Origin of the sequence: Viridibacillus sp. FSL R5-0888 (assembly GCF_038009105.1) — a bacterium.
Classification (GTDB): domain Bacteria; phylum Bacillota; class Bacilli; order Bacillales_A; family Planococcaceae; genus Viridibacillus; species Viridibacillus arenosi.
In genome coordinates this window covers 1079926-1098591 of sequence record NZ_JBBPAU010000001.1, presented here as the reverse complement: position 1 = coordinate 1098591, position 18666 = coordinate 1079926, and the positions used below count along the sequence as shown (strand labels likewise).

The 18666-nt window shown below is 36.4% G+C and carries 14 protein-coding genes; 1 reads left to right on the top strand and 13 read right to left on the bottom strand.

What is annotated here, in order from left to right:
• Nucleotides 1–117: 117 nt before the first annotated feature.
• From rhaA to MKY02_RS05350, 10 genes are all read right to left on the bottom strand, one after another.
• Complete coding sequence (rhaA, locus tag MKY02_RS05395) at nucleotides 118–1395, bottom strand: L-rhamnose isomerase (RefSeq protein WP_038187559.1); 1278 nt, start codon at nucleotides 1393–1395, stop codon at nucleotides 118–120.
• 26 nt (nucleotides 1396–1421) lie between these two features.
• Nucleotides 1422–1736 carry an L-rhamnose mutarotase gene (gene rhaM / locus MKY02_RS05390; protein ID WP_038187562.1) on the bottom strand — a complete coding sequence of 105 codons (315 nt, stop codon included), beginning with the start codon at nucleotides 1734–1736 and terminating at the stop codon, nucleotides 1422–1424.
• Nucleotides 1733–3193, bottom strand: a complete 1461-nt coding sequence (gene rhaB, locus MKY02_RS05385; protein ID WP_076034329.1) for a rhamnulokinase — start codon at nucleotides 3191–3193, stop codon at nucleotides 1733–1735. Before rhaB ends, rhaM begins: the two co-directional genes overlap by 4 nt.
• 27 nt (nucleotides 3194–3220) lie before the next feature.
• Entirely contained in the window at nucleotides 3221–5284 is a 2064-nt protein-coding gene (locus MKY02_RS05380; protein ID WP_340710766.1) for a bifunctional aldolase/short-chain dehydrogenase, read from the bottom strand.
• 76 nt (nucleotides 5285–5360) lie between these two features.
• A complete protein-coding gene (gene rhaS / locus MKY02_RS05375; protein ID WP_340710764.1) occupies nucleotides 5361–6416 on the bottom strand; it encodes a rhamnose ABC transporter substrate-binding protein in 1056 nt (351 codons plus the stop codon).
• Nucleotides 6417–6462: 46 nt separating this feature from the next.
• The gene (locus MKY02_RS05370; protein ID WP_235175759.1) at nucleotides 6463–7464 is read right to left on the bottom strand and encodes an ABC transporter permease; all 1002 of its coding nucleotides are present in this window, start codon (nucleotides 7462–7464) and stop codon (nucleotides 6463–6465) included.
• 3 nt (nucleotides 7465–7467) lie between these two features.
• Nucleotides 7468–8502, bottom strand: coding sequence for an ABC transporter permease (locus MKY02_RS05365; protein ID WP_235175760.1), 1035 nt, complete (start codon nucleotides 8500–8502; stop codon nucleotides 7468–7470).
• Nucleotides 8487–10013 (bottom strand): sugar ABC transporter ATP-binding protein, encoded by a 1527-nt coding sequence (locus MKY02_RS05360; RefSeq protein WP_038187572.1) that lies wholly within the window; start codon nucleotides 10011–10013, stop codon nucleotides 8487–8489. Before MKY02_RS05360 ends, MKY02_RS05365 begins: the two co-directional genes overlap by 16 nt.
• Nucleotides 10014–10260: 247 nt before the next feature.
• On the bottom strand, nucleotides 10261–12057 hold the full coding sequence (gene pepF, locus MKY02_RS05355) for an oligoendopeptidase F (protein ID WP_340710759.1): 1797 nt from the start codon (nucleotides 12055–12057) through the stop codon (nucleotides 10261–10263).
• Between the two features lie 186 nt (nucleotides 12058–12243).
• The gene (locus MKY02_RS05350; protein WP_340708787.1) at nucleotides 12244–13437 is read right to left on the bottom strand and encodes a NupC/NupG family nucleoside CNT transporter; all 1194 of its coding nucleotides are present in this window, start codon (nucleotides 13435–13437) and stop codon (nucleotides 12244–12246) included.
• Nucleotides 13438–14494: 1057 nt separating this feature from the next.
• Between MKY02_RS05350 and MKY02_RS05345 the strand changes: the two genes are divergently transcribed.
• The gene (locus tag MKY02_RS05345; protein WP_340708786.1) at nucleotides 14495–15325 is read left to right on the top strand and encodes a formate/nitrite transporter family protein; all 831 of its coding nucleotides are present in this window, start codon (nucleotides 14495–14497) and stop codon (nucleotides 15323–15325) included.
• A gap of 195 nt (nucleotides 15326–15520) precedes the next feature.
• On the opposite strand, the gene MKY02_RS05340 is transcribed toward MKY02_RS05345, so the two are convergent.
• The 3 genes from MKY02_RS05340 to MKY02_RS05330 all read right to left on the bottom strand — a co-directional run bounded on the left by MKY02_RS05340 (nucleotide 15521) and on the right by MKY02_RS05330 (nucleotide 18556).
• Entirely contained in the window at nucleotides 15521–15724 is a 204-nt protein-coding gene (locus tag MKY02_RS05340) for a cold-shock protein (protein ID WP_038187584.1), read from the bottom strand.
• Between the two features lie 554 nt (nucleotides 15725–16278).
• Nucleotides 16279–16656: an SET domain-containing protein gene (locus MKY02_RS05335; RefSeq protein WP_038187588.1), complete on the bottom strand. Its 378-nt coding sequence runs from the start codon at nucleotides 16654–16656 to the stop codon at nucleotides 16279–16281.
• 484 nt (nucleotides 16657–17140) lie between these two features.
• Nucleotides 17141–18556, bottom strand: a complete 1416-nt coding sequence (locus MKY02_RS05330; RefSeq protein WP_340710757.1) for a metallophosphoesterase family protein — start codon at nucleotides 18554–18556, stop codon at nucleotides 17141–17143.
• Between the last annotated feature and the right edge of the window lie 110 nt (nucleotides 18557–18666).

The window sequence follows — 18666 nt, the reverse complement described above, 5'->3', positions numbered from 1 at the left end:
AGCTGCCTCACCAGTCGGTTTTCACCCTATGAGACAGCTTTCAATTTGTTATGAACAGCAGAAAAAGCAACTAGTCAGGAGCAACTAGTTGCCTTACATTCATAAAACATGTACTACTCAATCTACTGATAAAACCTCTTGAGTACGTTTGAATAATTCCTCACGCTCATATTTTTCAACTTCTGCTAGCCATTTTTCACCAACTGGCACATTCATCTTCGCACAATATTGATCCCATACGGCACCAAATGGATATGTTTTAAATTCTTCTAATAATGCTAATCGAGCAGTATAATTCCCCTCATCTTGATAACGTTTCAATAAATCATGCGGCATTAATAGTGCATATAGCAGCGCCTTTATCATATTTCGCGTACCAATTGTCCAAGCAGCTACTCGGTTAATACTCGCATCAAAGAAATCTAATCCAATAGCAACCTTATCAAGTGCATCATTACGTACAATTTCAATTGCGATTTCTTTTAGTTCATCATCTAAAATAACGACGTGATCACTATCCCAGCGAACAGGTCTTGATACATGTAAAGCTAATTTGTCTGAAAAAAGGAGCATGGATGAAATTTTATTGGATACTGTTTCAGTTGGATGATAATGCCCAGTATCCATCAGGTAAGTCTTTTTATTTGTTAATGCATAGCCCATGTAAAATTCATGCGACCCAACTACATAAGATTCCGATCCAATACCAAATACTTTACTTTCCACTGCATCAATTAAATATTTTCCGCTTATTTCCTCCGCATAAATAGCATCTAGTGAATCCTTTAGGCGTTTTCTTGGCGTCAGCCGGTCTGCTGGGATATCTTTGTAACCATCAGGAATCCATATATTCATCAAGGAAGGCGTTCCTAATGCTTTACCGAAATACTCCGCTATCTTTCGGCACTTCACACAATGTTCAATCCAGAATTCACGAACTGTTGCATCTGGGCTTGCTAATGTTAAGCCATCTTCCGCTTTCGGATGTGAGAATAGCGTAGGATTAAAATCTAAACCAATTTGCTGCGTTTTTGCCCACTCGACCCAGTTTTTAAAATGCACCGGTTCTAGTTCATCACGGTCGACTACCTGGCCATTCGTTTCTGCATAAAGAGCATGTAAATTCACGCGATGACGACCTGGAATTAAAGACATCGCGAGTTCTAAATCCGCACGTAACTCCTCTGGCGTACGTGCCTTTCCAGGATAATTCCCTGTTACATCAATACCACCTGATAATTCACTTTTATTCACTTCAAAGCCACCGATATCATCGCCTTGCCAGCAATGAATCGAGACAGGAATTGTTTTTAAAATTTCTAGTGCAGCATCCGTATCAACATCCCATTTACCATAAGCTTCTTTTGCTAAAGCATAACTCTGTTCAACTGTCATTAAAATACCTCCCTATGAAAATGGCTTTATGCTAAGTAAAAAACTGACTTCAACTCTACCGCTACTGGACTGAGGTCTTCATTTGTTTCCATTAATGGCTCCATATACGTCCACCATTTTTGGCAAATCGCAGTGTCAGCCATAGTAGCCCACTTCTCTTCACTCTCAATTTCAACATAAGCAAATAATTGCCCCGTTTCTTCATCTAAAAAAATGGAATAATTATGTGCACCATGCTCTTTCAATTCTACCTTCATGTCATCCCACAGCTCGTCATGTCTCTTTTTATATTCCCCATAGCAATCTTTATAGAGAAACATTTTCGACGCCTTACGAATCATACACGCCATCTCTCCTTTGTAGTTACTGCAGTAAAGTTATTGATAATTTCTTTTGCATCTACTACATGTGGCTCAAACTTTTGAATTGTAAAAGATGATTGGACAAGCTCTCGCCCCTCTGCTATGGATTTTAATGTCCCTTGTGCAATCATTTGAACTAGTAAATTGCCAATAGCTGTCGCTTCTGATGGGCCTGTATAAATAGTTACACCACTTAAGTTAGCGGTCAATTGATTAAGTAAATCATTTTTGGAGCCACCCCCAACAATATGTAGCTTGTCGATTGGTTCATGCGTAATTGCCTCTAAACGCTCCATTTCAATAGCATAAATAATTGATAAATTAGAAAATACACATGCTGTTAGTTCACCAATCGTATGTGGAATTGGTTGCTCCGTTTCCTGGCAATACTGCTTAATTTCTTCAATCATATTAAGCGGGTTTAAAAAACGCTCTTCATTAAAATTAATATATTGTAAATACGGAGAAACTGTTGCCGCTTCTTTAATAACATGTTCAACAGAGTATTGGCCCGGGTAATGCCGAATGATTTCCTGTAAAATCCACATTCCCATGATATTTTTCAAAAAACGATACGTATTTGAAACGCCCCATTCATTCGTATAGTTATCTTGATAAGCTTGTAGATTTATAATTGGTTCCTTTTTTTCAACACCTAATAATGACCAAGTACCACTACTTAAGTAAGCCCACTGTCCATCTCCCCCTGGTGTCCCTGCAATGGCCGAAGCCGTATCATGGGAAGCCACAGCAACAAACTCGCACTCCGGTAGATCATACGTAGGAAATTGATCTCGTTTTAATTCCCCAATTACTTGCCCCGGCTCAATAAAAGGTGCAAATTGTGATTTCTCTAATCCTATAATCTTTAATAAATTTTCATCAAAATTACGATTCTCTGGATTAAGTAGCTGCATGGTTGATGCATTCGTCATCTCAAGAACCGCTACACCTGTCAGCCTATACGCTAAATAATCTGGTATTAATAGAACATATTTTGTTTGTTGCAGTAATTTCTGATCCTCTTCATATAGTTGGTAAAGCGTATTAAAGTGCTGTAACTGAATACCCGTTTTCAAATATATATCCTCTAGTGGTAAATGTGACTCTATTTTCCCCATCGTATTGGTTGTGCGGCGATCTCTATAACAATATGCCTCCTGCAAGCGTTCACCGTCCTCGCTTACTAGCACATAATCCACAGCCCATGTATCTATCCCCACTGTCACATTATGAAAGCCACGCTTTTTCACCTTCTCAAGACCAACTAAGATTTCCTTAAGTAAATGGTCCATATTCCATAAAGAGCGACCATCTACTTCTGTAAAACCATTCGAAAAGCGATGCATTTCTTCTATTTGTAATTGATCATTTTGTAAAGTCCCCATAACAAAACGCCCACTTGAAGCACCAATATCAATCGCAATATGTGTCATGACCTTCACTCCCATCTCCCAAAGGTGTTATCGCGTAAAGGCTGCTGGTACTCCACCATCGACTGTCATCATACAACCAGTTGTTTTTTCAGATTTCGAAGAAGCAAAATACGCTATGGCCTCAGCAATATCAGAAGGATATATATTTACTAATAATGTATTGCGTTTTTTATAATGTTCTTCTAATTGATCTGGTTCAATGCCGTAAGCTGCCGCACGCTCTTCACGCCATCTAGAACCCCAAATCGCAGAACCTTGTAGTACGGCATCAGGTAATACGGAGTTAACTCGAATCCCATATTCGCCACCTTCAGCTGCAATACATCTCGCTAAATGCGTTTCTAGTGCTTTTATCGCACTATAAGCGGCAGCGTTTTTGCCTGCATAGATGGAGTTTTTAGATCCGACAAATACCATGCTACCGCCAGTTTCCTGTGTCTTCATTTGCTTAAAGGCTTCTCTTGCCACTAAGAAATAGCCAGTGCCTAGAACATCCATATTTAAATTCCATTCTTGCAAAGTCGTTTCATCAAATGGGCTGGAAGTTGCTAAGCCAGCATTATTCACAATAATATCTACACCACCATATGCAAGTGCCGCTTCCTGAAATGCTATTTGTACGTGATCCTCTTTCGTGACATTCATTTGAATAGCGATGGCACGTTGTTCTTTCGATATTTCATTTAGTTCAGTTGCTAACTTTTCAGCACCTTCTAAATTCAAATCTGCTAATACGACATGCGCGCCCTCCTCTGCGAGTTTACGTGCAGTCGCACTACCAATACCGCCCGCTCCTCCGGTAATGAAGGCTACTTTACGAGAAAAATCTTTTTCTTTTGGAGCTAATGATAATTTATATAATTCCAGTGGCCAATATTCAACGTTATAAGACTCATTTTCACTAAGTGACACAAAGTTACCGAGTGTTGTAGCGCCTTTCATCACCGATACAGCACGGTGATATAACGCTCCACTAACTTTGGCATTGTTCTTATTTTTACCTGTATTGACCATACCTACACCAGGAATTAAAATCACACGAGGTGCTGGCTCAAACATAATGTCTCCGTCTTTTTTATGTCGATTAAAATAATCTTCATAATCCTCTTTATATTGTGTAATGCCCTCTTTTATAAGTGTTTTCAACGACTCGGTATCACCACTTGCAGGATCCCATTCTATAAATAATGGCCTCATCTTTGTATGCACAAGGTGGTCAGGACATGCAGCTCCAATTTTAGATAGCTTGCTCGCGTCATGACTATTAACAAATTCTAAAATATCCGCTGCATCATCAAAATCTAATATCATACTGCGTTCCGTACTAACTGCACCTCGTATAACTGGCATAATTGAGGCGGCTATTTCTTTTCGCTTATTTTCTTGCTGATAACCCACCTTGGCTCCGCCAAATGGTGCGCGTGTTTGAAGTCTATGAATATAGTTTTCTGCTTCGTTGATAATTTTAATGGTTTGTTCATATGTCTCCTCAGAAGTATCTCCCCAAGTAACAAGGCCGTGTTTTTCCATCAATACAAGTTCTGCATTTGGATTTTGTACTACACCTTCTGCAATCATTTTCGATAAAGTGAATCCTGGTCGTACATACGGAACCCAAACATAGCGATCACCAAAAATTTCATCGGCTATTTTCTTTCCATTATCAGCACAGCAAAGACTAATAATTGCATCAGGATGCGTATGATCCACGTGTTTAAATGGCAAGAAAGCATGTAAGAGTGTTTCAATCGACATCCTCGGATGCTTAGCATCTAGCATACAATGCGTTAAATATTCCACCATTTCCTCATCTGACATTTCATCGCGTTCAATAAGTGGTCTGATGTCGTCGAGACGAAGTCCTGTGAAGTTGCCGGCACCCATTGTAGCGAGATCCGAGCCACTACCTTTTACCCACATCACTTCTATATCACGTCCACGAAAATCTTTTTCGATCGTTTTCATCGAGGTATTTCCGCCACCCCAGTTACAAACAGATCGATCACTTCCAATTAGATTGGAGCGATACACCAACTCTTCTAATCCTTGCTTCTTCTCTGCTTTTTCTTGCACCCATGTATTTTGTATCATGTCATTACCTCCTGCTATGTTTTTTTAATGAAGAAAAATATCCTCAGTCTACATCAGGACTGAGGACAATTTCTGATTAGTAAACTTCTTTCCACTCTGCAATATTGCTCTTCTCAAATTTGAATGGTTCACCTAACATAATTTGTGTACCATCGCCGTCCTCAACAACTTCTTTTGCACCTGTACGGCCTGCTTCAAATTTATCTCCAACTTCCCCTTCAATATCCCCTTTAATTAGAGCTGAAGCTGTATAACCTGCCGCATAGCCTACATCAATTGGATTCCACAGATACATCCATGGACAAACGCCACTTTCAATATAGCTTGCCATCTCACTTGGAAGACCTAAGCCAGTTAACATCACTTTTTCTTTTAAGCCTTTATCCGTTAAAACTTTACCTGCTGCCGCAATACCAACAGTAGTTGGCGCAATAATTCCTTTCAGCTTTGGATAGGTTTTTAACAACGCTTCTGTTTCTGAAACACTCTTATCTCGTAAGTCGTCACCATATGCTACTTTTACTAACTCAATATCTTTGTACTCATCTTTTTCAAGCTCTTTTTGCATGTATTCAATCCATAAATTTTGGTTTGTTGCTTGAGAGGTTGCACTTAAAATTGCAATTTGACCTTTGCCACCAATCATTTCTGAAATTGCTTCAATTTGTACACGGCCAATTGCTTCTGGATCCGCTTGATTGACGTGTGTAATACGACTCTTAGCATTAACTGCTGAGTCAACTGAAATAACTTTAATTCCTGCATCCATTGCTTTTGTTAAAGCTGGTTGCAATGCATCTGGGTCATTCCCTGTAATCGTAATTGAATCTACTTTTTGTGTAATAAGTTGCTCAATAATTTGAATTTGCGCTTCTGCAGTAGGCTGATCTGGTGCACGTAAAATAGCCTCACCATTTAACTCCTTTATCGCCTCCTCAAAACCGTCCATCATTTTCTCACCGTAAGGATTTCCTGTATTTTTAAAAATAAATGCGTATTTCTTTTGACCACCGTCGTCTTCCTTATCCTTGCTTGGCTTTTGACTATCTCCTGAACTACTACCTTGGCTACAAGCAGCTAAAACACCAAGTAGCAGTACTGATGTCACGATTAACATGAACAACTTCTTCATAAGAACACCCCTTTAAATTTTTATATTTGATAAAACATGATTTCCTCTATCTACGCATTTCTTTGACCTTTGGCACTATAACTGCGAATAGTAATAAGGCTCCAATAATAATCATTAAAGTTTGAGATGGGATATTGATCAAACCTAGCCCATATTGCAAATAACCAATGATAAAGATGGCAATAACTGTCCCGATTAATCTCCCTTTTCCTCCAGCAGTACTAATACCACCAAGTGCGGCCATCGCTATGACATCGAGCTCATAGCCATTTGCAATATTTGGCCGAGTACTGCCCATTCGAGATGCTAAAAAAACTGCTGTAAGTGCTGCCATCACCCCCGCTAATGTATAAACAATTAACTTTGTACGATTGACATTTACACCTGAAAACTTGCTAGCGACATCATTATGGCCAATCGCAAATACTCTTCGACCAAAAGAAGTTTTATGGAGTAATAATCCGAACATGACAGCAATAATTACAAAAACAATTAAGATAAATGGAATCCCGAATATATAACCCCATCCAAAGAAGCCAAACCATTCAGGAAAATTCCCAGATGCCTGATCCTCCAAAATGATATAGGCAATTCCTCGATATAAAATCATCGTCGCCAGCGTAACAATAACTGCTGACAATTCAGGAAACTTCGTTATTAATAGCCCATTTAACAATCCACATAGGGCACCAACCAAAAGACAAATGATAACTGCTACTTCCATTGGCATGCCTAGTACATTATAAGCAGTTGCCATTACGACCGAAGAAAGAGCCACAGACGATCCTACCGAAATATCAATCTCTCTCATAATCATAATGAAGGCCATCGGAAACACGATGAAGGATTTATCTAAAAAGATCATCGTCGCATCTCTTAAACTCGTTACATTTAGAAAGTAGGGTGATAACAATGTATTCAGTACCATTACTCCAATTAAAATTAATACAAGTAACCATTCCCACTGTAGAAAAAATTGCTTCGTCGAAAAGGGCTTATGTGCCTCAAGTTTTCTATGAACATAGGTTTCTTCCATTTTAGACGCCATAAATCACACCCTCCTCTTCAACAAATTATTCCGCTCTACACCGCGTTTCACCATGACATTAAGCAAAACAGCTGCTAAAATAATCGAACCTTCTATTCCCTTTTGCCAAAATGGAGATACATTCAAAAGTGGCAATGCATTATTTAAAATTCCGATTAAAAATGCTCCTAAAATGACGCCACTTAATTTCCCTGCTCCACCAGCAATACTGACACCACCTAAAATACAAGCCGCTATCACACTAAGTTCATAGCCAGTAGCTGTATCACCCTGTGCTGAAGCAAATTTCGATACCCAAAGGACACCACTTAAACCTGATAATCCGCCCATTAATGTATAAACAATAATGAAGACTTTCTTCTCGCTAATCCCAGTTACCTTAGCAGATTCAGGATTACTACCAACCGCATAAATTTGTCTACCTGTACGAGTGTGTCCTATAAAATAAATCGCAAAAGCATAGACAATTAATGCAATAATGATTAACGTATTAACACCTAACAACTTACTCGTAGCAATACCAACAAAACTTTCTGACATTTGATAAGAGCTAATCCACTTACCATCGCTGACCATATACGTTAGCCCGCGGAATATGTTCATCATCGCCAAAGTCGCAATAATCGGTAACACGCCTAAATAGGACACTAATCCACCTATTACAAGCCCACAGACAATGCCGATACCGATCCCCATTAAAATAGCTATAACTGGAGATGTACCTGGATGATTACTCACAAACTGTGCCACAATCATGCCTGACAAAGCCAAGGTGGCCCCTATGGAAAGATCAATTCCTCTTGTCACAAGAACTAGCATCATTCCAACAGCAAGAATTGATAATATCGCTGTATTCGTTGCCATATCACTAATATTCTCTAAAGTTAAAAAACTACTATTTCGAAGCTGCACAGCAATTACTAAAATAACAATGAAAACAAGAAGTCCAATTTCTCGAAATTGCCCTATCTTTGCTAGCTTCGATTCCTTTTTCTCAATATTAGTTGGCAATGTCTCATCCATCATACTGGTAGACAAATTGTTTCCCCTCCTTGTGGCATCTCACCCATTGCCGCAGCAAGAATTGATTCTTGTGATATTTCATGAAGGTCCATTATCTTCACCATACGTCCTTCTCTCATTACGGCTACACGATCACTTAGACCAATTACCTCAGGCATTTCGGAAGAAACTAATATCACGCCATAACCTTGATGTGCCAGCTCATTAATAATTTCGTATATAGCTGATTTCGCACCAATATCTACGCCCTTAGTCGGCTCATCTAAAATGATGATATCTAAATCTGTCATCAATAATTTCGCTACCGAAACCTTCTGCTGATTTCCACCAGATAATGAGCTGACAAGATCAAATACACTTTGTGCTTTCACATTTAATTTTTCTGCTAGCTCTTTTGCTTTAAGTGATTCACTTTTTTCATGAAGCCAGCCACTTTTAGTAAAGCTCTCCAATGTTGGTAGTGTAATATTTCTACCAATTCCCCAAGGAAGAATGAGACCTTGCTTCTGACGGTCCTCTGGCAGGTAACCAACGCCTTGTTTCATCGCATCTTTTGGATTTTTAAACTTTATTTCCTTGCCATGCAGATAAATGAAACCGCTATCATATTTTTCTATACCAAATAATGTTTCGCACAATTCTGTTCTACCTGCACCAACTAAGCCTGTCATACCAAGTATTTCACCTTTCCTTAACGTAAAGGAAACGTCTGCAAAATAGCCAATCTTCCCTAAACTTTCTACACGAAAGATTTCTTTACCGATGTCATGTGTTTTATGTGGGAATACTTGATTGATCTCGCGCCCAACCATAGCGACGATTAAGTTGTCATTTGAAATATCATTTACTGCCCATGTCCCTATATAATTTGCATCTCGTAATACTGTTACCTGTGATGCCAATCGATACATATCTTCAAAACGATGAGAAATGAAAATGATAGCTGTTCCTTGATCTCTCAAATCTTCAGCAATACGGTACAACTCTTCACTTTCTCGTGCCGTCAAGGCCGCTGTCGGTTCATCCATAATGATTATTCTTGCATTTGTCGATATTGCCTTCGCAATCTCGACAATTTGCTGTTGCGCTACACTAAGTGTCCCCATATCTTGCTTCGGATTTATAGAGGAGCCTAAAGACTGTAATATTCTTTTAGCTTCTTCGTGCATTTCTTTCCAAAGTAGACGCTTTGTAGTTGGACTTACTTTCTCATGTCCCATGAAGATATTTTCTGTAACATTCAAATCTGGATAATTTGTTACGTGCTGATAAATGGCGGCAATCCCTGCTGCCTTTGCCTCATTAGGATTTGAAAAAGAAACTGCCTTTCCATCTAAGATCATTTCACCCTCATCTGGTTTATGTACACCTGTGATTACTTTGATGAAGGTCGATTTCCCTGCACCATTCTCTCCCATCAGCGCATGAATTTGCCCTTTTTCCAACACAAATGAGACATTATTTAGCGCAGTGACACCAGGGAATTTTTTTGTAATCCCTCTCAATTCCAATACTGTTTCTCCCATAAATTTCACCACCGCCTTCCATTTATTTAATTTTATATTTTCTGAATATTCATTGTAAGGAGTTATCTTTTGGAAAAAGGGGGGTAATCTTCGGATTGTGACGCGGACATGTTATTAAGTTCTGGAATAGAAATTTACGCTATCTTCAACTGCGTATAAAATAATAAACAAAAAGAACAGTTACAAGTTAATGTAACTGCTCTCTAATTAAAGACTGTCGATTTCATTTATGGCTATCTATTTTCTATTATTGTTGAAACAATCCACCGAATTCTTCCACAAGCTCACTGAATATCTTTAATGCATTTTCAATTGGTTCTGGTTTCGTAAGATCCACGCCTGTTTTCTTCAATAATTCTAGTGGATACTCGGAGCTACCGCTTTTTAGGAAGTTTAAGTAGTTTTCAAGTGCTCCCTCTTCACCAGATAAAATTCGATCTGCAATATCGATTGCAGAAGCATAGCCAGTCGCATATTTGTACACATAGAAAGGACGATAGAAATGAGGAATACGTGACCAGCCATACTTCACCTCTTCATCAAAAACAAGATCCTCGCCATTATATTCACGGAAAATCTTTTCATAAACGGTATTAAAAGTTTCTGCATTTAATGGCTCATCATTTTCCGCTTTTTCATGCGTTATTTTTTCGAACTCGCCAAACATGACTTGTGTAAAAAACGTACCTTTAAAGGAATCAATGAAGTGGTTCAAAAGATACTTCTTCTTATTTTCATCTGTAGTTGTTTTTAATAAGTAGCGAATCAACAGAATTTCATTAACAGTTGAAGCAACCTCTGCTACGAAGATAGAATATCCCGCACTGATTTGAGGCTGATATTTTGAACTATAATAAGAATGCATCGCATGCCCTGATTCATGGGCAAGTGTGAATAAGCTGTTTAAGTCATCTCGATGATTGAGAAGAACAAATGGGTGTACACTGTATAAACCCATATTATAAGCTCCCGAACGTTTTCCAGGTGTTTCCCTTACATCGTAATAGCGATTTTTCTTGAAATCAGCTAGAGTAGATACATAATCATCACCAAGCGGCTTAAGTGCTTCAAGCATGATTGAAAATGCTTCATCATAGGAAATTTCCTCTTTCGCCTCTTGGACTAGCGGCACGCTTAAATCATAAGCACGCAGCTCATCAACACCTAAGATTTGTTTACGTAGTTTTACATAGTCATACATCGGCTGAATGTTTGCTTTTGTAGCTGCAATTAGATTCTCATAAACTTCAATCGGTACTTCGTCTGAAAACAACGACTTCTCAAGTGCTGATGGATAATTCCTTGTTTTGGCAAGTGTCACATTGTTTTTAATAGCTGATGACAATGTACTGGCAATCGTATTTTGCATTTGCACATATGGCTGATAATACGATTTATATGCTTCTTTTCGTTTATCGCGATTTGAGTCTTCCATCAATTTGCTGTACATGCCACGGGTAAGTTCAATACTTTTACCCTCATCATTTGTAACGGTACCAAACTTGATGTCGGCATTATTAATCATCCCAAACGTCTTTTGTGGGGAAGAAAGCGCTTCTCCAAGCTGAGATAAAATCGCTTCTTGATCTTTATTCAGTACATGTGCCTTATATCGATATGACTCTAATAAATCATCTTCGAAATAGCGAAGCCCTTCAATCTCTTGTATGTAGGATTTCAGTTTGTCTTCCTCAAGACTTAATAAAAACGGCATGAAAAATGAAGTCGCACTACTTATTTTTTGTCCTAATTGACTAGAGCGATCTACCAAAGCTTGTGAAGTTGGTACTCTTGTATCCAGGTCTGATTGAAGCATTGCATATGCATACAGCTTTCTATACTTGGAGCCGACCATCTCACTTAAAGTTAAATAATCGTAAAGTGACTGTGCATTATTGATGTTGCCATCGAATTGCTTTAATTTTTCCGTATCCTTCAAAACTGATTGAAAATCTTGCTCCCATTCCTCCATATTAGGGTAAATATGTTGGAGATCCCATGTTTCTTCAATCTTCACGTCTGCTCTTGATTGATATTGTGTCATTTTCAGTCCCCCTTTTTGAGTATTATCTCCATTATATATAAAACACACCAGTTGGTATAACTTGGAGACTTTCATTATTAATTCAAAACAAAAAAGTCCAACCAGAAAACTCTGGATGGACTTTTAATATGTGCGAACCTGTCATTAAAATAGATGCAAATTCGCAACAGTAATTATCAAAGCTAATTACATAAATAAACCAACTAATGTAGCTGATAGGATAGATGCAAGCGTTGATCCGAAGAGTAATTTCAAACCAAATGATGCAACTTCTGATCCTCGTTTATCATTTAGGGCTTTAACGGCACCTGTAATAATTCCGATTGAACTGAAGTTTGCGAAACTTATTAAGAATACAGAAACTATCGCTTCTGTTTTAGCTGAAAGACCTGCAGCAATGTCTTGGAAACTTAGAATCGCTACGAACTCGTTTGTTACAAGTTTTGTCGCCATAATACCACCTGCTGCAACAGCTTCAGACCAAGGAACACCCATGATGAAAGCAATTGGAGCAAACACATACCCAAGGATTTCTTGGAATGAAATTTGGAATACTATTTCAAATAGATTATTAATCATTGCCATTAAAGCAATAAATCCAATCAACATAGCGCCTACAATAACCGCTACTTTAAAACCATCCATGATGGCTTCACTAATCATTTGGAAGAAAGATTCTTTTTCTTTATGATGAGCTTCATCGTTGATTACTGTATAATCTTCTTCTGGTTTTAACTCATATGGATTCAATAAATTTGCTACAATCAATGCTGAGAAAATATTGATGATAATCCCTACAACAACGTATTTAGGTTCTAACATTGTCATGTATGCGCCAATTACGGAAACGCTTACAGCACTCATCGCAGAAGTACACAACGTATATAAACGTCGTTTAGAAATCTTATTTAGTTGCTCTTTTGTAGTTAAAAATACCTCTGATTGTCCAAACAAAGCAGATGATACAGCTACATAGTTTTCTAATTTACCCATACCATTTAGTTTACTCATACCCATACCTACATATTTAATAAAGAACGGGAGTACCTTAATGAAATTTAATATTCCAATAAGGACAGAGATGAAAACAATTGGTAGCAGTACGTTTAAGAAAAATACAGCTCCTGGCTCATTTTCCATTCCGCCAAATACAAAGTTTACACCTTCAACACCATAGCCCATTAATGTATCAAATAGTTTTGATATAGCACTAATGATGCTCAAACCAATAGTTGTGTTAAGAATAAAGAAACTTAGCACTAACTGCGCTATTAACATCATAGCAATTGGACGTATCCGTATATTTTTACGGTTATAACTGAATATATAACCCAATACAAATACGAACAGCAAACCTGTAACTAAAAAAACAAAGTTCATATTTATCCTCCTACATATTTGAAATTTTTTTAGTTAAAATAAGAACTAAATCTAAATGAAATAAATCAATTTAAGTCATTCTTTTCAAATTTTCCACTACGAATACTATCAAAATAAATCTGATATGTAAAGTATCTCCTTCAGCATTATAACATTATACTTAGAAAATAAATATTCACCAAATTTAAATTTATTTTTGGAATATTTGCTTTATATATACCTAATATTGTAATTCCCCATTGATTTTATGTTAATTATTAACGTTTAAAGTAAAGTTTAAATTATTTTAATATAATATTTAAACGTATCATCATTCTTTTCTTACTAGAAATTGGTTGCAAAATATATGAGGTAAATAATACCACACTTCTTCCTCATCATAATTTTCCTGCATAAAAAATGAAAATTTATATCCTTAAAACCTGTATATTAACTTCCAGAAAAATTAATTATAAGTATTGGCATTTTTCAATTGGTATTATTTTAACGACTATTAAAAACTTCATAAATTAAATTCAACTGCTTCATAATAAAATCACTCATTTATTCATAATATTTTTTAAATTCGAAGTGTTTTTTGAGAGCTAACTCTTCATTAGATAGACTTACTATCTATCATGCATAGTCGCAATATAATAGTGATATAACATAGCTATACATAACAAAAAAATATCAATTTCCAAAAATATCTTATTGATTTTAGCAGTTTTAATATATTAAAATATACGCCTGGAGATTCACCAGCGCATCCCATTTATATGGTTATATTACATTTGATCTTGCCGAATCGTTTAGGAACGAATACCAACAGAGAAAACGGCTTATCATAATTGAAAAGCTGTTTCATGTTGTAGAGAAAAGGGTTTCGGCATGTCATCATTCCGAAACCCTTTTCTTTTTTGTTGTAGTTTTTTATGGCTTTTGCCGAATCCAATCGGCCCTTTTCTTCAAATTCATGAATACAAATGGAAGTTTCTACTTTTGTAATCTTAGCTTAACGATATTATATCAATGTGTTACATGTTGAGATCAGTAACACAAGCTAATAGGAGGAATTATGGAAAATACAGCTCTACGTAATGTTGAGAAATTGGCACTCAAAAAACAAAAAGTATTTGATCAAAGCATTATAAAATATCTGTTACGGGCCATGCTTGCAAGTGCATTTATCGGATTCGGTGTAATCGTCGCATTTAAAACAGGGAACTTATTCTATGCTGAACATTCTCCGGTAGCTTATCCAATTACTGCTTTAACATTCGGTATAGCAATTGTTCTAATTGCTTATGCTGGTGGTGATTTATTTACGGGAAATACATTTTATTTTACTTACACTGCTCTTCGTGGCAATATGTCATGGAAGAGAGTCATTCAAATGTGGATTTCTTCATATAGCGGCAATATAATTGGTGCTTTTTTTTTCGCTGGTTTAATCTCCTTAACAGGTTTATTCGCTTCACATGAAGTGAATGGATTCTTAATGAGTGTAGTTGAAGGAAAAATGAATACACCAGCGTCAGAACTTTTCTTCCGTGCTATTCTTTGTAACTGGCTTGTTTGTTTAGCTTTCTACGTACCGATGGCATTAAAAGGCGATGGTCCTAAGCTATTTACAATGATCTTTTTAGTATTCGGCTTCTTCATTTCGGGATATGAACATTCTATCGCGAATATGAGTACATTCTCGATAGCTCTAGTATTAGATCATCCTGATGCAATTTCAATTGGCAAAGCTCTTCATAACCTCATTCCTGTAACACTAGGGAATATGGTAGGTGGAACAGCCTTCATGGCTCTATTGTATTATTACTTGGGAGGACCTAATTCGGACGATGAAGATGAATTCCAAGAAGATGATGAGGATTACTCTTATATGAACAAAAAATAAATAAATAAATAAATAAATAAATAAATATAATTATAATAAAATTAAAAGCAACTATATCTATATGATCACACCTACTGCTATATCGTAGAAGGGCCTATCAATAGCAGTATCTACATTACATTATTATAAACTTCACACATAAAAAAGAGGCTTCCTAATGAAAGGAAGCCTCTTTTTTTGTTTACATCATTAAAATTAAAGTTTTACGATGTTTGTAGCTTGTGGTCCACGTTGGCCATCTTCTACTGAAAATTCAACTTTTTGACCTTCGTCAAGTGATTTGAAACCTTCACCTTGGATAGCTGAGAAGTGAGCGAATACGTCGTTTCCGCCTTCTACTTCGATGAAACCAAAACCTTTTTCTGCATTAAACCATTTTACTGTACCTTGTTGTGTCATTTAAATGACCTCCATTAATTGTATTAAATAATATCATATTTCTTGAAAAAGAAAAAATTCACATATTACAAAAAGTATCAAACAAAACACGATTACTCTTTGTAATATGTGAATTAGTTTTATTCTTGCAATCGATCTTATTACATTTATTATATAATAAAAATTCCTATTTGTCTAGTGCAAAAGAAAACTTATCAATTATCAACAGTATGTTCTTAGTTAATAAGTTAATTTCTGAAGATAATCTCGCATCAAGTCGCCCCTTGATAACAGCATGTTTTACCTCCTCTTTCCCTGTCATAAACTACTCAATTTTCCAAACAATACAGAAAAAACAGTTTCTATATAAAAACAAGTAAATAATGAGCGTTTGTAAAGATATGTACTTAAGTTAACTGGCAGTTAGTTTGAAGATATTCATTAAAGTGGTTCATTTTGTTCCTAAAAACACAATAACCATCTATCAGTTACTTTGATAGATGGTTATTAAAGATGTTTTAAAAAATTAGTTTTCTTCAAATCTAAATTCCCTAAGAAATCGTCAATACATCCTTTTATTCCTCATTAAACCACAGCTGATCTTTGTCATCAACGTCGCCATTATAATTAATAAGAATTTCATCTCCTGCTTTTATGTCTGTATAAGCAAAGAAATCAAATGTGTGATTTTTAAAATTAATCTCATACATCGCATTAGGTTCATAAGAATGATTAAATAACATTCCATAACCAAGAAGGATAGCTGATTGGCCAATTCCATACTCAAAAGCGTAATCAGCGAGTATAGTTTGCTCAATGTATTGATGTTGTTCGTTTGGATAAGAAATTACAGGTGCCTCATGTAATAGCTCTCCTTTTTGGATATCGCATGTAGCAAATACCCCTCTATTGAATTCTCCGTCACTTAATGGAGATGTTTTTACTTCTATCATGTTTTCGCCTACTCACTTTTAAATTATTCTTTCTAACTGTAACATTAATTTGAACATTGAGCTCTTTTTATTTATCTTTAAACGACTTTATTACAAATTAAACATATTTTTCGTCACCGAAAGATTGAAAATATGTGTTTTTTAGAGCAACAAGGATTAACTAAACACATAAACAAAATCGTCTTAAGTAAATTTTCACTGCTTGGAAATCGTGACCTTACGTTCTACTGAGACCGGTTGATGGCTCATTATTGTTAGTTCTTCTTGTCCTAAAAGGGGGTAGCTTTCAAACATACTGATGGTGAACAATGAAAAAGGGAGACCTTGGAGATCTCCCTAATTTTGTATAAGTTGGACTTCACTAAATCCTCCACGGTTGTATATGGTTGATAATTATTCGCGTATTAGTAAAGGTCGCATAAGTATATTTAACTCAATATTCCCCCTCACCAAAACCATTTTTTCATTGTTTCCTAAATCGCTATTATTTCTTAATAATACCAAATTGATCAATAATATAAGGTTTAGCGTTATTCTTATTTTGATCGATTTCATAACTTACGGCAGTCAGCTTATTTTTATCAATAGTGACACCGACGAAGTTTTGAATTTGGCTGCGGGCTGGACGATCATTGTTGTCTGGATCTGGGCCGTAGATTGCTGCATGATTCTCATCTGCTACTTCAAACAGTTTATAAAATGCATTTCCAAGCACTGGATCTTGATTTTTGTAATATACTTTTGGTCCAGCAGTTGCAGGAATTAAATAAATTGAACCATCTGGATTTACAGCATACTCAATTTTCTGTCCCTTTTTAGTTTCACTAATTTTTTGGATTTTTGAAACTGTCCCTTTACTATTGATCGGTTTTGTTCGTGCATAAATATGATCATGGCCTTGAAGAACAAAGTCGATATCAAGTTTAGCCATAAGTGGTGCAATCTGATTTCTTACACCATTTGGACCCATAATATCATCATCAGTTGCATGGTTGGAAGTTGTGTACGGCCCTTTGTGAATATTAACAATAATCCATTTAGCACCTTTTGCTTTTGCTGCTTTCACATCTTTTTTCAACCATTCCACTTGTTTTTCTGAAAAGTTTGCGTATTTTGCAGAGTTTTCATTGCTATTCAGTACAACAAAGTGAGCGTTACTATAATCATATGAATAATAAGCACCTGTTTTAGTTGCTGATTTTTTAGGTGTATCAAGATTAAAGTGGTCAATAAAAGCATAATTTTCATCTTCATGATTTCCTACTGATGGAACCAATGTCGTATTTAACAGGCTTTTCTGTGAGTGTCCTAATAGCCAATCCCACTGTTCCTCTTTTACGCCGTCGTCAAGTAAGTCTCCATTGTGAACAATGAACTCTGCATTTGGAACCTTATCCATGGCTTTTGAAATTGTTTCTGCAGAAAGAATGGCTTCCTGTTCTGTTTTGGCCTGCGTATCAGCTAAGTCAATAAACGTAAATGCACCCTTACTTGGCGCTGTTTCGAATGTTCCCACTTCACTCCAACTATTCTTAGAAGCATCTCCGACACGGAAATAGTATTCGGTATCAGCCTTAAGACCAGTCGCTTTTGCTTTATGTACATATTCTTTCTTAGAATTAGTAGAGATATTCTTTGTTCCTTTAAATGTCATAGCTTTTTTAAAGTTTGACTTCTTCCCTGTTTTTTTAACTACTTGCAAATCACTATTTTTTGAAGCTAGGGATGTATACCAAGTAAATCCTTTCGAACTTTTAGAATCACCATTAAATGAGACAGTTACCTTACTAACAGTAGTGGAATTTGATTCTTCTGCAGCAGAATACAGATTACCGCCAACTCCACCCACAATAGATAATGCTAGGGCAGTTGATATTACTTGCTTTGTGATTTTATGCAATGAATTTCATCCTCCAGTATATTAAACTATTACCACCCTTTCAGATAGCTATTTGAGTATAGCATCGTAATTTATTGATATTGTTAACAAAATATTATTATATTGTAAAT

Coding starts and splice junctions, on each gene's coding strand:
- pepF (WP_340710759.1), bottom strand. CDS start 12,057: ATGACACAATATCAATCAAGAGCAGACGTGAAGATTGAAGAAACATGG.
- MKY02_RS05340 (WP_038187584.1), bottom strand. CDS start 15,724: ATGACACAACAAGGTACAGTAAAATGGTTTAATGCAGAAAAAGGTTTT.
- rhaA (WP_038187559.1), bottom strand. CDS start 1,395: ATGACAGTTGAACAGAGTTATGCTTTAGCAAAAGAAGCTTATGGTAAA.
- MKY02_RS05380 (WP_340710766.1), bottom strand. CDS start 5,284: ATGATACAAAATACATGGGTGCAAGAAAAAGCAGAGAAGAAGCAAGGA.
- rhaB (WP_076034329.1), bottom strand. CDS start 3,193: ATGACACATATTGCGATTGATATTGGTGCTTCAAGTGGGCGTTTTGTT.
- MKY02_RS05360 (WP_038187572.1), bottom strand. CDS start 10,013: ATGGGAGAAACAGTATTGGAATTGAGAGGGATTACAAAAAAATTCCCT.
- rhaS (WP_340710764.1), bottom strand. CDS start 6,416: ATGAAGAAGTTGTTCATGTTAATCGTGACATCAGTACTGCTACTTGGT.
- rhaM (WP_038187562.1), bottom strand. CDS start 1,736: ATGATTCGTAAGGCGTCGAAAATGTTTCTCTATAAAGATTGCTATGGG.
- MKY02_RS05350 (WP_340708787.1), bottom strand. CDS start 13,437: ATGAACTTTGTTTTTTTAGTTACAGGTTTGCTGTTCGTATTTGTATTG.
- MKY02_RS05335 (WP_038187588.1), bottom strand. CDS start 16,656: ATGATAGAAGTAAAAACATCTCCATTAAGTGACGGAGAATTCAATAGA.
- MKY02_RS05370 (WP_235175759.1), bottom strand. CDS start 7,464: ATGGCGTCTAAAATGGAAGAAACCTATGTTCATAGAAAACTTGAGGCA.
- MKY02_RS05345 (WP_340708786.1), top strand. CDS start 14,495: ATGGAAAATACAGCTCTACGTAATGTTGAGAAATTGGCACTCAAAAAA.